13 protein-coding genes are annotated in these 15,813 nt (G+C 43.2%); 6 read left to right on the forward strand and 7 right to left on the reverse strand.

Annotated features, from left to right (window positions below; translation table 11 throughout):
* Positions 1-129: 129 nt before the first annotated feature.
* Positions 130-714, reverse strand: a complete 585-nt coding sequence (locus tag AC0J20_RS15500; protein ID WP_473022392.1) for a hypothetical protein — start codon at positions 712-714, stop codon at positions 130-132.
* A gap of 3 nt (positions 715-717) precedes the next feature.
* Complete coding sequence (locus tag AC0J20_RS15505; protein WP_473022393.1) at positions 718-1,305, reverse strand: hypothetical protein; 588 nt, start codon at positions 1,303-1,305, stop codon at positions 718-720.
* Between the two features lie 1,474 nt (positions 1,306-2,779).
* On the opposite strand from AC0J20_RS15505, the gene AC0J20_RS15510 reads away from it, so the two are divergent.
* The 3 genes from AC0J20_RS15510 to AC0J20_RS15520 all read left to right on the forward strand — a co-directional run bounded on the left by AC0J20_RS15510 (position 2,780) and on the right by AC0J20_RS15520 (position 5,947).
* On the forward strand, positions 2,780-3,958 hold the full coding sequence (locus AC0J20_RS15510) for a serine hydrolase domain-containing protein (protein ID WP_473022394.1): 1,179 nt from the start codon (positions 2,780-2,782) through the stop codon (positions 3,956-3,958).
* An 83-nt stretch (positions 3,959-4,041) separates the two neighbouring features.
* Complete coding sequence (locus AC0J20_RS15515; RefSeq protein ID WP_229529184.1) at positions 4,042-4,755, forward strand: response regulator transcription factor; 714 nt, start codon at positions 4,042-4,044, stop codon at positions 4,753-4,755.
* Positions 4,748-5,947 carry a sensor histidine kinase gene (locus AC0J20_RS15520; protein WP_473022396.1) on the forward strand — a complete coding sequence of 400 codons (1,200 nt, stop codon included), beginning with the start codon at positions 4,748-4,750 and terminating at the stop codon, positions 5,945-5,947. Before AC0J20_RS15515 ends, AC0J20_RS15520 begins: the two co-directional genes overlap by 8 nt.
* On the opposite strand, the gene AC0J20_RS15525 is transcribed toward AC0J20_RS15520, so the two are convergent.
* The 4 genes from AC0J20_RS15525 to AC0J20_RS15540 all read right to left on the reverse strand — a co-directional run bounded on the left by AC0J20_RS15525 (position 5,940) and on the right by AC0J20_RS15540 (position 9,428).
* Positions 5,940-6,614 (reverse strand): hypothetical protein, encoded by a 675-nt coding sequence (locus AC0J20_RS15525; RefSeq protein WP_473022398.1) that lies wholly within the window; start codon positions 6,612-6,614, stop codon positions 5,940-5,942. The genes AC0J20_RS15520 and AC0J20_RS15525 overlap by 8 nt on opposite strands.
* Before the next feature lie 129 nt (positions 6,615-6,743).
* The gene (locus AC0J20_RS15530; RefSeq protein WP_473022400.1) at positions 6,744-7,349 is read right to left on the reverse strand and encodes a hypothetical protein; all 606 of its coding nucleotides are present in this window, start codon (positions 7,347-7,349) and stop codon (positions 6,744-6,746) included.
* A gap of 109 nt (positions 7,350-7,458) precedes the next feature.
* Positions 7,459-7,851, reverse strand: a complete 393-nt coding sequence (locus AC0J20_RS15535) for a hypothetical protein (RefSeq protein WP_473022401.1) — start codon at positions 7,849-7,851, stop codon at positions 7,459-7,461.
* Positions 7,852-7,913: 62 nt separating this feature from the next.
* Positions 7,914-9,428 (reverse strand): S41 family peptidase, encoded by a 1,515-nt coding sequence (locus tag AC0J20_RS15540; protein WP_473022403.1) that lies wholly within the window; start codon positions 9,426-9,428, stop codon positions 7,914-7,916.
* Positions 9,429-9,574: 146 nt separating this feature from the next.
* Between AC0J20_RS15540 and AC0J20_RS15545 the strand changes: the two genes are divergently transcribed.
* The 3 genes from AC0J20_RS15545 to AC0J20_RS15555 all read left to right on the forward strand — a co-directional run bounded on the left by AC0J20_RS15545 (position 9,575) and on the right by AC0J20_RS15555 (position 13,067).
* Positions 9,575-10,717 (forward strand): serine hydrolase domain-containing protein, encoded by a 1,143-nt coding sequence (locus AC0J20_RS15545; RefSeq protein WP_473022404.1) that lies wholly within the window; start codon positions 9,575-9,577, stop codon positions 10,715-10,717.
* Positions 10,718-10,987: 270 nt separating this feature from the next.
* A complete protein-coding gene (locus AC0J20_RS15550) occupies positions 10,988-11,605 on the forward strand; it encodes a hypothetical protein (RefSeq protein ID WP_473022406.1) in 618 nt (205 codons plus the stop codon).
* A gap of 226 nt (positions 11,606-11,831) precedes the next feature.
* Positions 11,832-13,067, forward strand: a complete 1,236-nt coding sequence (locus AC0J20_RS15555) for an FG-GAP repeat protein (RefSeq protein WP_473022407.1) — start codon at positions 11,832-11,834, stop codon at positions 13,065-13,067.
* Positions 13,068-13,122: 55 nt separating this feature from the next.
* Here AC0J20_RS15555 and AC0J20_RS15560 read toward each other — a convergent pair whose 3' ends face one another.
* Positions 13,123-15,651, reverse strand: a complete 2,529-nt coding sequence (locus AC0J20_RS15560) for a choice-of-anchor D domain-containing protein (RefSeq protein WP_473022408.1) — start codon at positions 15,649-15,651, stop codon at positions 13,123-13,125.
* Positions 15,652-15,813: the final 162 nt, after the last annotated feature.

Raw genomic sequence — 15,813 nt, forward strand, 5'->3', positions numbered from 1 at the left:
GAGCGCAAACTAATCTGACGAGACACCTAACCAAAAACTGGTATTCGTCAGATCAGATGCCGACTTCTACAAATTATGTTTAACGAATATTGCGAGCGGAACGAGTAAAATTTCTGAGTGCAGTTGCGGTTATGCGCGCCGACCAGACTTTCTTGCTTCAAGCCTTTCATACCACTCAATCCCTCTAGTGCCGGTTCTCTCTTTGATACTAATTTTTAACGTGTGAGTTTTGCTATTGAGATCTTTGACCCTAGCTTGAAATGTGTCCCTTTGCTTTTTTATCTCGTCTTTGTCATCGAAAAGTGAAGCTCGAAGATTCTGGATGCTGGTTATTTCCTCTTGAATTTCATTTTTTTCTGATGGGTTGGTAGCTTCTTTTTTTCTTTTAAAAAGAATTTCTCTTTGCTCTTTTGTTTTTAGAATAGCTTCACCAATTTTATCTAAAGATATTCTAGCATCTTTTAGTAATGAGTAAGCTTGGTCTGCTACTTTTACACAGGAATAGTGCATATCTATAAGGACTTTAAAATCATATGATAGACGAGCTTCATTAAGGTGATTTTCGATCTGTTCCTCGTGCCATTCTATACTCCTTTCAACTTCTTCTCGTTTTGACCTCCACCTTTCCCTTTCAGCAGCAGAGTGTTCTTGAAGCTCATTGTAAATCCAAATACCTGCACCTAACAGTGCAACACCTGCTAATACTGGAAGCATTTATTAATCCTCACTAAATGTCAGTATACGATCACTATTTGGCATTGCTTCTAATGCTTTTTGAGTATTCTGGGCTATCAAATCTAATTTTACAGTACTTTGCTCACCAAGTGTTTTTAAAAGCCCAGTAAGATCAGGAAGAAGAGCATTTGACATTTGCTTTTCTTCTACTGATAAATTAGTGTCAGAAATGTTTTTCACAAGGTTACTTATACATTCCAAAATATCTTGCTTTTCCAGATGGGTATTTTCTAGGTCTTTAGCTACAACTTCGAGAGCCATTTCTAAGGCTCTTCTTCTTTCTTCAAGTAGTTGCAGTCCAGCTTTAAGAGCTGAATCAATCTGTTTGTGGCGAATTTTGGCCTCTTCTTGAATTCGAACCTGCTCTGTTTCAAGATTCTTAATTTGTATTTTAAAATGTGTTATTTGAGCTATTGTTTCAGATGCAAACTGTAACGGGTTTAAACTTTTTAAAAAACCCATCATACCTGTTTTATTAAAGTTGAGCGATTTTCCAGCTTTCACATCTTGGATAAGTTTTCCTTTTCCAGCAGTTGTTGATGATTTTGGTGGAGGGTTTATATCTTTCATAAGTATTCCTTCATTCATTATGCCGAAAATTAATTTTACTGCATTGATATTGGCGCAAAACCCCTATAGCACTTGCCAAATATCGTCGCTTTAATTTTGTACGAGTGTTTTACCGCACAAAATGACAGTATTATTAGCAGTAACCTATCCAGTCTGAACAAACGTCCCTGCGCTCGCACGATTCCGATATGCTAAGGTCTATAAATATCGGTTTTTCTACCCAACACATCTTCTTCTTTTAACTCAATCCAGTATGTTCTTACACTAGGCGAGTTCCTTGGATAAATATATCCATAATAAAAATCACCAACTCTTTTACAATTTGACCTATATATGGGACCGGGATTGTCATATTTATCGTAAACCGACTCCCAGTTCTTTTTAAAGTCGTAACTTAAGATACTGCATTTATGATTTGATGTGTCTATATTATAGCTTTTATCATAGTTATTGGGGTTATATCTGATAGTACTTTCTGATATGCGGTCTTCGTACTTTATTTGAGTATACAAATGAGTCAGTGGGAAAATCGAAATCATGATTAAAAAAGCGGTAATGTAAGAAAATTTGGAGTTACTCCAGCTTTTTTCTACCAGTGAATCATTGCTTATCTCGCCCCCACAATGCCTGCATCTCGTAACATTTGCATCGACAACTCCAAGGCAGTGATTACACATATATCTATTTCTGTGCAGAATGAGCAGCGAGAAAAACGAAAGAACCGGAGTAAACATTGTACTCAAAAGGAACCAAATGTATGGATTCTTACCCCAATATTTTGCTAAAACTGCCGTAAATAATGAAATTGCCAGATAAACAATTATGGGACTATGTTGCATCATTCAAAAAATCCTTTTGTATAAAGGTCAAGAAGATAATAGATATAAAATTTAAAGTCTGTAAGCGATTTCGTAAATTGAAAAAGTTATATAAGGTTTTTGAACTTCATTTGTTGAATGGTCAAAAAGTCGGGGCTGGAATAGCGGGTTATGTTGTCGCGTTGACGAAACCTAAAGAATCTAAAGATGACACCCATTTTTATCTAGTGAAAGATCCCACCGCTGTTGTGTTCGAAGTACGAATAAATCTGACCCATTCGCGAGATAAGACAAGGAAATCTAAAGATGACGCCCATTTTAATGTTATTTAAGTCCGCCGTGTCTGAGTTTGCGAACCGCGCAAATCAGACTCATTTTTAATGGTAAAATAAACTTGCTGATCCGGGGTTATTACGCAACTGCATATTCTGTATCGGTAATGGTGACAGAACTTATCTTCCAGATGTTATCGGCTATTCTCAAGCTCCACAGAGCCTACATTTGATAAATCTGTAGGACCCGTTATTGACTCTTTAATAAACCTTATATCTTTACCCTTTTTTTACCTTCCATTTATTACATTGATGTCTTGAATTGGTCATTCAGTGTCCAACTGTAATGCCCAGAAGACATTAATCTGAAAAGAGAAAATCATTATGAAATTAAGGAATATCGCATTAACAGGGCTATTGGCTATGAGTTTTTGTATTCTGGGGGGGTGTGGCTCCAGTAGTAATTCCACTCAAACTGAACCTCAACCTCAACCTCAACCTCAACCTCAACCAGATCCACCGACGTTGGCTGAAAGCCTGCAGGTGTTACTGGATAATACGGTGGGTGAAGACGTTCCCGGTGTTCTATTGCATGTCGAAGGCCCGGAAATTGATTTTACCGGAGCTGCAGGGCTTTCTGATATCGAGACTCAGTCACCCATGCAGATATACCATCAAATGCCGGTAGGTAGCGCGGGCAAAAAAGCCACAGCGTTACTAGTCGCTATGTTACACGAAGAGGGGTTACTCAATATTGATGACCTGATATCAGAGTACCTGCCAGCCAGTATTTTAAGTAATATTCAATACAGTGACCAGATGACCATTCGTCAATTGCTCAACCACACTGCGGGCGTGCATGATTACCTTGATTCTGATACTGCCGGAGAGTGGTTCGCTTACGGCATTGAAACAGTAGGGCAGTTGAAAACTGATATCAATGCGCTGGAGTTTATTTACAATAAGCCTGCGTATTTTGAGCCTGGCACAGGGGTGCAGTACTCCAATTCCGGTTATTTATTGGCAGGGTTAATATTAGATGAAATACTCGGCGAACATCACTCTGTAGAACTTCGCAATCGAGTACTTATTCCTCTCGGCCTGAATGATACCTATTATGGTGGCATTGAAAATGAGTTGGGTACATCCATTTCGGGCTATATTCTGGAAGATGGCCAAATGGAAAACACTAAGCCGTTCTTTGAAAGTGTTGGTGTTGCAGACGCACCACTTGTCACTACTGCAAGCGACTTAAGTAAACTACTACGTGAAATCATGACGGATGATACTGTCATAACCGAGGAAATACGTGAGTTACTAATTGGCGAAGCCAGTATGGTAGAGACTAATTACGGATTTGATTTTGGATTGGGGTTGTTTGAAGATAACATTCTGGGACAGCAGGTTTACCATCATGGCGGTGCCGAAGTCGGTTATGAAACAAGAAATCTTTATTTCGTAGACGATGATATTACAGTTACCTTGTTTTCAAACTGTCATGGATACACTGCTTGTGACGAAAAAACAGAAATACTCATTCAACAAGTTTTGGCAAAGCTTTAGTTTTTGCCTGCTTCATCTTTTCAGACTTTTGTTTGTAGTAAAAAGAATGATGGCAAAATGGATTTAAACAAGAAAGGTAAAATATGACAGGGCAAGCACTTTCCATATTATTGATTGAGGATAATTTGGCTTTAGCTAAACAAATTTGCCAACTAATAGAAAGCAAAGGATGGCAAGTGGATTATGCTGAAACAGGAGAGCAAGGAATAGCTCTTGCGCTTGCTCATCGTTTTGATGTTATTGTGCTTGACCTCAATTTACCTGACCTTGACGGCTTACAAGTTTGTGAACACATTAAGAGCCAGCAGACGCGGATCACTCCTGTCCTGATGCTGACAGCCAGAGACGCTTTTAGTGACAAAGCTAAAGGTTTTTTAAAAGGTACAGATGATTATTTAACCAAACCCTGTGATTTACGGGAGTTGGCAATGCGTTGTGAAGCCTTGGGACGACGACATCAACTGCATACCAATACCCACATCATGAGGGGTAAGCTCACGCTGGACACACGGGCAGTAACGGTTAGCTGGGATAGTATTCCGTTGAACGTTACGAAAACGGGGTTCAAAATCCTGAAACAACTGGTACAAGCACATCCTTATCCTGTGACCAGGAGCGATCTTATCGACGAAGTTTGGGGTAATGCTCCCCCTGAAAGTAATTCTCTAAAAGCACATATATATAATGTTCGAAAGGCCTTGGAACAGGGCCGTCAGAAGCAGGGGGAGCAGCCTCCGGAATTACAGACCATCAGTAATATTGGGTATCGACTGGTTGGTCTCGGTGAAAATGATTAAAGGCATTCGCGCTCAGCTGTTTTTTGGTTTCGGCGGGTTGGTGTTGGTGATCAGTTTGTTCTATTTTCGTTTAACGTTTCTATTTGTAGAGGTGACACAGGATATTATTGGCGATATTGTAATCGCAAAAGAACTTGAAAATTATGCTCCAAAACAACTTGTTGCACAAAGTTTATCGGTCTTGACTTCTCAAGATGTGCTAGTCATAGATGACACGTCCTTGTCTTTACTCGAGCAATTTGAGCCATCAGTACACAACGAAACCTTGTACAGAGTTAACATTGGGAATCACAAAGGATACGCAACAAAAATACCCACTCAAAGTGGAGATTTTTGGTTATTGGTTAATATTGAAAAGAGGATTCCTTTATTCGCGTTTTCATCTGTTTTCGGGGTTTTCCTTGGGAGTATCTCAACGGGTGTTATTATTTTATCAGTTTTAAGCACCTGGTTTATCGCATCAAAATTGTCACTTCCTATTCGTAATTTGACTCAGGACGTGGTTCAGCAACGCCGCGATCGGGCTTGTGATATGAAGGAAGCATCCCGTAACGATGAGATTGGTCAGCTGGCGAAAGCATTTGAAGATACCTATGGCGAACTACAACAGGCATGGCGGCGAGAGCATGATTTTGCAAGCGATGTGAGCCATGAATTGCGCACACCTGTGGCGCTGATTCGAAACACTCTGGATTTGAACTCGTCTGACAAACTGAAAACAGAAGACCGACAATTGCTCGAACAAGCGACAACTACTTTGCAGGCAACTATCGAAGTACTGTTAGCATTGGCGCGAAAAGAGAACCTTGTGTTCGATAGTATCCGTTTGTTACCTATATTAGAGCGTGTTGCACTTTCGGTTCACCTTGCTCATCCCGAGCAACCGTTTGATATAGAACTTGATATTGAAAGCGAAACTATGGTTTATGGCAATCACAATTTAATTAGCCTGCTTTGCCAAAATCTCATTAACAACGGTTTTTATCACGGTAATGGCAGAAAAATGAGAGTCTATCATTTGGATGGCAAGGTAGTTTTTGAGAACCCTTTTGGAACTGAAAAGTCAGGAACATATCAAGGTCTTGGCCATGGGCAGTATCTGGTGACCCGAATGGCCCATGTCATGGAGTGGCGAATATTGGTGGAACATGACGAGACCTTTTATCGCGTGTTGGTGTCATCATTCAACTAATTTTTTGTTTTGACATTTTAAACATCACGCTCGCGATCCAGCAAAACCAGATGATTTGAGATAGTCCGAATATAGCACCAGCTTCAGCAAGTGGCGGGAACAATGTCAAACAGCCAATAACACCCACCAAAAGCCCGAACTTATGCAAAGTGACGGGACTTTTCTGGCTTTTTAGCAAGTGCCAACTGGAAGTCGCAAGCCAAACGCCACCAACCCATTCCACACCATCGCCCATGCCTATTTGAATAGCATAAATAACATACCAGACGGGGGATTGTTGTTCTGTAGGAAGAGAAAGCAAATATTCAATCGTAAACACGGCGATTAATCCACAGCAAAAGGTATATGACACCCAGATAAAACCAAACACCATTGAGAGTTGGTAGCTCAAACTTTGATGGGATTCCATCCAGGCTCTGAGGCCTCGAACCAGCATTAAAAGACAGACGCTAAACAGCACAAAAATAATTAAATACCAGAATTGGAAAAATACCCCATTACTCAGAATAAAGTTAAACCTTTGGGTTGGGTTGAGGTGTATTCCAGGTTCGATCCAAAAGATCATTACGAACCCGACAATAAAACAGGCCGCACAACCAAGCGCGGAAAAACCGGCTATTTTAAAGGTCTGTGCGGGTAAGACATTAGATAATTTTGGAGAAGACAAGTAATGTATTACACTTTATTGGGCTACCAGGCCCTAAGCCTAACACTCACCTGTTGTTTTTCGAAGCTTTACTGTCGTTAATGAGAGCAGGTCTGCTTTTCCAGGCTTAAAAAGCAGACCAAATTCCGCTTAAAATTGATAGCGGGCGAAAAGACTAATTGCATCAGTGTCTGAATATTTAGTGTACTCAGCACCCAATGTAATTACTTCGAACTGATACATTGCGCCGAGGTGATATGCCTTTTGATCGGCATTTTCAGGTAAGTTTTGCCATTCAAGACCGCCGTATAAACTAATGTTGTCAGAGTAGGAATAGTGTAGATAGGAACTCAAGCCTTCGTATTTAGGTTTGGATATGAAATATTCATCAGGACCATGTCCCTCTAATTTAATTGAACCATAGTTTGCTCGTAAATCCACACTTAAGTTTGCACTGAGTGGCCAGGCATAGCCCACACTAATGTTCCAGCGTTCGTCTTCGAGTTTTCTGTCGCCTGAGCGATCATCCAGACTGCGATAACGAAACTCGGTGAAGAATTGGTTCCATCCAAAGCCTCCCCTTATTTCAGCTCCACGCAGGTCAAAGCCCGGTATATCACCATAAGTGGCTTGCATTCCGTGTAGCTGTATAAAATTGAATTCGGAGGCCTGTGCCTGGGGATTAAAAACACTCCCGAAAATAACGAAAGCGAGCGGGCTAAATTTAGTTTTAAAGTTCGTTTTGATAATATTCATCATAGTTTTCCGTAAATAAAATTCGTAAACTACGATAATCGAAGTAAGGTAAATTTAAGGTAAAGGGGCATGAGCAAAAAGGTTTTTATTGGAATTTTAGACCACGGATTTAAGAGTGGACACGCCAAATTGCCGGACTGCGATACAAATATAAGTACAAAATTATTTTTGCCGGAAACAACAAAAACAATATTACGGATGCCCAAACTCCTGTAGCTGATAGCAGGGAAATGTTTGCCCATGTAAAATAAACTAATGTTCCAATACAGGTCATACTCAGCATTGAAAGAAGCCCTAAAAGGGCCTCCCAGAACGGTGGTTTAAAAATGGCTTTGTGAAATATATAGCCGCATATCCCAAAAGTAATCACGGTTACCAACAAGAGCGGTGCATAGCGACTGATAATACCGCCTGTGTCGGTTTCGAGTTTATGTAACAGGTGAATTGTCGCGATCATCGTCAAAAGAATCAAATATAACCCCGTTAATACTATTCGCATCATATATTCACCTGTAATAAACCAATTTTTGACCCTTGTTGAGTGGCTTTGTCAGCCTTCGAGAACTACTCAGTGAGTAGTGTAAATGCGGTTTCTATGCCTAAATCAATCTCTGCTTCGCGTTGCTGAAGCGTGTAAAATGGGACTGCAACGTCTACAGGCACGCCCTGGCCCTCATACCATTCACCGTTTGGAGTGAGATAGAATTCATTGGAGAGGCCAATGTTGAAGCCGTTTGGAAGTGTCCATTCCATTACATCTGAAAACACTCCCTGACTGGGTTCGCCTATAAGCGTTACATTGCTAAACTGAGACATTATCAGTGCAAAGGTTTCTGCCGCAGATATGGTACTGGTACTGGTAAGCAGAGTTATGGGACCCGAATATCTAAGGCCGTTATACGGCGCTAAAAAAACCTCTTGCAATGGTGTTCGGCTGTTGCCGTTTCTGGCCTGCTTACTATATACATGGGTCTCATACTCTGTGAATCGGCTGGCTATGGCAAGACTAACATAGTCATGACCACCGTCATTGGTCCGCACGTCAATAATTAGCCCATTAACATTGCGAAGATCATTTAAAGCTGCATCAAGAGCTGCATTTAAAACGTCAAGTGTTTTTTCTGCGTATGCTATTCCTTCTAATTGTTCAGCATCCGCATAGCCAAGCATACCACCCAGATACAAGTATCCAATATCTTCTCGTTCAAACCAGCGGATCAAGTCATTTGCCGCTGTTTTAATGTCTGTTGATTGCTGGGCGTAATCAGCCACTAACCTCCATTGGTATTGCAGATTGGCTGTCACATAATTGTGAAGATCACTGGCTATAGTTTCAGTGACGATTTCTAGTGGGATTGGGAATGGAAGGTCATTCTTAAAAGCAAACTCTTCAACTAATCGTTGAGAGAGAGTTGGCTTGGTGAGGGTTTTTGCGAACCAACCCTGTGGAGTCTGAATATAGTTGTGAGTGTCAGCCAGAGGTACAAGGGTCTGGGCCATGGCGAGAAACAGATCGTCGGCTGTTGAGCCTGTATTTAGTTTAATGCTGGCATCATAATACAGTTGTTGCCAGTCGATATTTTTTAGTCCGAAGTCAACATAATACTCTGCAAATATTTGGCCATAGAAATCCCACAGTTCGAGTGTATCAAGTGGACTTTCACTATCCTCAATCAGCGAAATGGGATTGTCTTCACAGGTCTGTGGTAGCGCCGCACGACGCTCATACTGTATCCCCAGCGCAGAAAAGGACGCTGTTCCATAAGATAAATACCATTCTAACTGGTTGTTACTTTCGGTTTCCCTTACAACATTCTCTATATCTTCTGTAGTAATGTCATTTAATTCATCAGTATGCAGGCAATAACTACTGGTGTGTTGGTAAAAGTCGACGCGATGTTTTCCGACAACCATTGTATGTGCATAGCCGGGTGCAGTCCAAACGCCCTGATATTTGGCGTTGATAGAATCAACGGAAACTGGTGGAGTAGGGATGACCCTGGTTTTGGATCCTGAATTATCACAACCGCTAATAAATGTTGTAGCGGTGATGGCGAGCGCGGCGATTCCTAAACGCATAATTTTACCTTGGTTTGCTATTGAAATTATGTAAACAGCCTATTCCTCACCGGGTAAATTCAAGGTAAAGATTTGTGTATCAATAGTGGATTGGCAATTTGGCTACTTTTCAGTTTAAGATGAATAAAATTACCTGGATTCAGACTATGCGTTTATTACTTAGCTCTTTATTGTGTTTGACTTTGGTTGCCTGCGGTGGTGGCAGTTCTTCACCCAATGCAACGCCCAATGTCCCGATTGACACAAGCCCTGCTTACTTGCCGCAATCTTCGGAAATTGAAGTTGCGAGTCTGGCTGATGCCGGCGTGGATGAAAATGTGATTGCCGCTGCGTACACTCAGGCTGAGTCGCAATCAGGTGCTCGCAGTTTATTGGTGTTAAAACAGGGCAGGTTGCTCGCTGAACAGTATTTTAATGGCTACACCGCGCAGCAATTACAACATGTTCGCTCCGTAACTAAAACTGTGGTTGCATTGTTAACCGGTATTGCCATTGACGATGGGCTGTTAAGTCTGGATTCCACCCTTGGTGAGTTTTTCCTGGATGAATACCGTTTTGGTGATGTCGACGTGGAATCAGTGACCGTGGCGCAACTACTGACCATGACCAGCGGTTTTGAATGGGATGAGTCGGGCGCGACATTGTATATCGAATGGGCGCAATCTGAGGAACCTGTAGAGTTTTTGTTGTCACGACAGTTAACCATTACGCCTGGCGAAACCTTTACCTATAACTCGGCTGCCGTCCATCTATTGGGAGCGATAGTGAGTAAGGTCACTGAAAGCACTTTACGTGACTTTGCCATAGAGCGTTTGTTTGCGCCCATGGGGATCAATTCCATTCGTTGGGAAATTTTGGCAGACAGTCGTTATAACGGTGGAGCAGGGTTGGAATTGCGGCCCATTGATCAGGCAAAGCTGGGGTTGTTAATACAAAACAACGGCAGCTACACCGGTACTGATGGCTCTGTAACACAAGTTGTGCCGGAACTCTGGGTGACAGAGATGAAACAGGAACATGTGGCGCTTTCCGGAACTTACAGCGCGCTTGAGTATCGAGGTTATGGCTATCTGAATTGGCTGGGAACCAGTTCTGTACTGGCTGAATCCGATGCTGATTATGAGCTTGCATGGGGATGGGGTGGGCAGTTTATCCTGACGCATCCGGCTTCAGATATGGTATTGATCACCAACAGTGACTGGTCAGTAGACGCCGATCAGGCTGGCGAACAACAGAGTGCAATGCTCAGTATATTGATTGATGGCATCATTAATGTAAGCGGAAACTAGCGAGTACCTGGTTGAGATTGAAGTAGGAAAAAACTCACGGAGTCAGTGCTGTTGTCACGCGTTTAGCTTGTTTTACCTTTTTCATTGCCAGTTAATGAGTATCCGGTTGGCAAATGTTGGTTTCCAACAGCAGGCAGGGCAATACCCTGTGTTCATTATTTTGATGATTAATGTGTAAATTTCTTTACCTGTTATCGGTAAGCATCTATTTTTTACCTTGTGGTGAGTTTAATTCAATATCAATGGATTTTTGCGTGGTGGGTAAAGGCAATGACAAAAAGTACAACTGGTGGCGCCAACCAGACTAAAAGAGCGCTGCATTACGCCGGGAAACGGCATTTTACCAAAAATATTCACAGACAAGCCGCGAAGTTTCAATTAAGGGAGTTCGGGCGGCAAAGTACACAGTCAAAATTTTCAGAAACGCAGGCAGACAATATCCGGCATCGCGCTGAGCTGAAAAAGATCGTTAAGAGCGGAAAAACCGGAAGTAAGGACTTGTCTCACAAGGCGTCGCTCGCGGATTCACAAGTAATTATGCAGCGCATTGCTACGGCAACGAGCCTGACTTCCAGCGAACAGCAGGGTTTGCGATCAATGTTAAATGTTGGTCGCAAAGAACCCTTATCCAGGACTCACCAGAAGCGCATGGATCTGGCTATTAAAGGGCTGAACAGTACGATGAACGATCAACAACGAGCCAGTGTCATAATGGGCTTTCATAGTGTTATTAATGGTAGCAATGCTAATCTTAGACACCGGGATGCATCTGAAAATCGCTCGTACGGACAAAAGTTTCACGGTAATACCACAGATGGCACTGAAGATGGTCCTTTAACACCCAGAGGACAAACCATTAAAGATGGATTTAAGCAATTTGGGTTTTAAGCGAAGAACCAAATGGCCAGGTTGCGGTGAAATAGCCTCAGTAAACATCCCGGGTAATGAGGAAAACTGAAAATTTCAAGGGGTCAGAGTCGTTGAAAAGCAAACTGCTACTTTTCCAGCAAATCTGACCTTTTATCCTGCGATATCAGCGCTTTATCTATTGTATCTTGCTATGCACTCGCTGCTGTGAGAGATGTACTATTTTTTCACTCTCCGGGAAGGTTCGATGAAGTCTGCTTCTGTCGTCACGCGTTTAGCTTTTTTTTCCTTATTTATTGGCAGTCAAATCATGGCTCAGCAGCATCAATTGTTAGCCGAGGATGGCGAAACACAAGACCATTTTGGCTACAGTGTCGCGATAGACGGTTCCACGGCATTAGTGGGCGCCTTTAAAGCGGATGTTAACTCTAATCAGGATGCAGGAGCCGCTTACGTTTATATATTGGGAGTTGAGGGCTGGCAACAACAGGCAAAATTAATAGCTGAGCCGGCATTTGCTGAAGATACGCTTGGCGGCAATGTGGCGTTAAAAAACAACTTTGCCTTATTAGGCGTAATTGGACACGATAAAAAGGCAGAAAATGCGGGTGCCGTGTTGGCATTTGAACGCATAGCCGGTTCCTGGTCACAAACGCAGTGGTTAATGGCTGCAGATGGCAAAGCCGGGGATGCTTTCGGGCAAAGTATTGCTCTGACTGAGACGTTTCTGGTTATCGGTGCGCCTCGCAGTGATGCGCCTGATAAAGACACAGGTTCCGCTTATGTTTACACCAGAGAAAACAATGTGTGGCAGTTTCAGACCCGGCTAACGGCAAACGATGGAGCTGCCGGTGATTTATTTGGTATCAGCGTCGCGATTGACGGTGATACGATCCTGGTGGGCGCAGATTTAAATGACGAAAAGGCTGACAATGCAGGGGCTGTTTATGTTTATGTCTACGAAGGAGAAAAGTGGCGTCAACAAGCCAAACTTACTGCGGACGATGGTGCCGACACCGATATCTTTGGAGTGCGAGTGGCCTTGTCTGGTGATACAGCATTAATTTCAGCCCGCAGAGATGATATTGATGGTGTTGGTGAGGATGCCGGTTCTGCTTATATTTTTGAACGCACAGAACACCAGTGGGTTCAAACCCAAAAGTTAGTGGCCCCGGATGGTAAAGCCGATGATCGATTTGCTCGAGGTGTGGCATTACATAAAGATACAGCGCTGATCAGCGCGATGCATCATGATGCCGGGGGCAGCAACTCGGGTGCGGTGTACCTGTATAAAAAACAGTCTGAAGAATGGGTTTTTGCATCGAAATTTGTCGCAGGGCAGGGCAAGCCTGAGGATAAATTTGGCTGGAATCTCGCTTTTTCTGAACAAGCCGCGATAGTTGCTGCGCCTTTTCGCGATGATCAAGGCAATGAATCAGGTGCGGCGTACATTCTGGATTTAGAAGAACAAAGCAATAAATAAAAATGGGTCGCTGAAAACTCAATAGATTAATTCAGCGACCTGTATGCTTATGTGTCTATGGGCAGAAACTGCGCATATTATGGGATTCTACTGCGGCATCAGCCCACCCAAATTCATCATTATCACTAAAATAATAATAAACGGTGTCATTTGGTAACAGGACCACAGTAATACCACCGTACCCTGACATAAAGGGGACATACATATCAGTACACCCGGTATCTGACGACATGTCTTTTGCCCAAAATCCATTTTTATAATAAAAGCCCGATGTGGGTACAAGGCCACGGTCACTGCTAATGCGCTGCAGTGCGGCGTCCAGCTCGTCACTGTCGAGGATCTGTTGACCGTTGATGATGCCATCATCAATAGCTAAAAAGCGTGCCAGTTTTACCGTATCATCTGCATTGTAAGTTAACCCCCAGCCTGCAAATGGTTGGGCAACACTGTCGTAAGTGCGACGGGTTGAAAGTGTCGACTGGCCGATGGTAAGTGGCTTCCAGATTTCATCGAGCACGATATGGTCAAATATGTCTTTGCTGGCGCCTTCTTGTTGTTTAACCAGCGCATCCATGGCCGTGCCAGCAATGTAGGTGTCAGATGTGTGATAAACCCACGTTGTGCCCGGTGAAGCTTTACGCGGGTACTCAGTGCAGGAATAACTGATTTTACTGGCGTGGTCTTCCGGCAAGAACAGATCATTAGTGTGACTGGCACCCTCATCGCTCATATAGCCCGCGAGTTTGTAATTGCCGGTTGCCATATCGACGGCATTTTCGATGCTCACATCATCCCAATTGCCATTGGCATTGCAATCTGCGACAAAACCATCAATGGTTTGATTCATGACATTGCCGTACTTTTGTTCCAGACGCATCATCGCAACACCAGCGAAGTTACTTTTTGCCGTTGAATACGACGGCACACGTAACACATCACAATAGGGGTAGGTACCATGGCGTGTATTACAGCCACCTACATAATTGGTACCATCAATATACAAGCCAAAAAGCGTCATATGGTCGGTACTGATACTGTTGCTGAAATTAGCGGTTTGGGTGCCCGGATAATCGTTGGCCAGTTCAGCAATGGACTTGGTGGGAATACGCGCGGCCACTTCAGCCTGATGCGCCGTTTTTATACTCTCGGCATTTGCAATGGCTGACGGAGTGTAGGTTGCTCCTAACAATCCCCACATATCCACTTTATAATAGAGGCAGGTTTCAGAAGCTATTTGGTAGGACACCTGAGTAATACTGCCGTCATCTTTGAAACCGAAAGTCATTACGCCGTTATGCACACAGTTGGCATTTTTTTGTTGTAACGAAAAGGGTAATGCCACTCTGGTATAACCACTGTCGGTGTTTTCATTCCAAACCCGACCAGGTTCGAGAATATACTCCCATTCAGGATGACTGTTGGCTAACATTCCGCGTTGCACGGGGACAATGTGGCTGCCGGTTTGCACAAATTCATAATCAAATTCGGGTAGGTGTTTGCGCGTGGCATCCTGGCTTCCTGTGTATCGAAAAGTATCCTTAATTTCTGTAAATCCACCGCTGCTGGCTTCGCTATTCAATACCAGTCGCCCTTCAAACGTATTGACAGGTGGTGCCGCATTGGCAGGTAATCCATAGGCGGACATGTCCACTAATGTTCCGGGGTCTGAACCTGTATTGAGCGTAGAGAATGTCAACTCACTACGACTGACATTGCCATTTCCGGTTAGCGGGTCAAAATCATCAACACCACCGCCCGGTTGGTCACTGCCAGTGCCCGATAAGCTCACAATGGCAGGGTTTTCGTCACTATCATTAGAACTAATACTGATGCTATCGGTAAAGTATCCGGTACTAACGGGACTGAAATCTGCACTAATCTGGCAGCTTGTACCTTCTGTAAGAATACTATTACTGCAAGTATCCTGACTAATACTAAATGGCGCTGAAGGGGAGGTAATTGCTCCGATAATTAAATCTGCAGTCCCGGTATTTTGCAGCGTTAAACTTTGGCTACTGGTGCTATTGATTTGCTCGCTACCAAAATTAAAATTGCCCGATATTTCAAGTTCCGGAGCCGGCGTTAGTCCTCCCGGTGTTCCGGTAACCAGGATTTCGTCTCCCCAGCAATAATCACCTAAATCATCTGCCACAGAGCGATATCTCAGTTGCACTGCGGGGTTGTCTTCCAGGGAGGCATCGGCATAGTTGGCGCTGTAAAATGTCGCATCGTCCTGACCATCCACCAGGGTTAAGATTGTTGTCCAGCTACTGCCGCCATTAGTGGAGATATCAATATTGCAACTGTCATTATCGTTTGCTTCCAGCGCGGTTGCTGCCATTTGCATTTGCACATTAACCGCTGAATATCCCACCGTGCTGAGCTGATATGTGGCTGTCGCGGTTTTTTTCATGCGCAACGCATAATTGCCGATAGATTGGGTACCAGATGTTTGCACGTTGCCGGTTAACGACCAGCCAGTCGCATTGTTATCTTCAAAACCATCGTAAAAGATGGTGTCGGCCTGTGCGATTGATGCGCAGGATGTTACCAGTAGTGCGCCAATCAGTTGTTTTGTATTCATTATTATTACCTTTTGCTGTGCGCAGATTCCTTTGCGGAAAATGTTTTGCCCATAGGCCCAATCCTGGGTATTACTGTAGGTGATTATTTGTTCAATCCAATAGGTCCAAAAAAGACCTGCCGATAGGGCCAGTTGACTTTTATCCCTGAAAAACACTTGTCC

The sequence above is a fragment of the Planctobacterium sp. R6 genome, assembly GCF_055755215.1.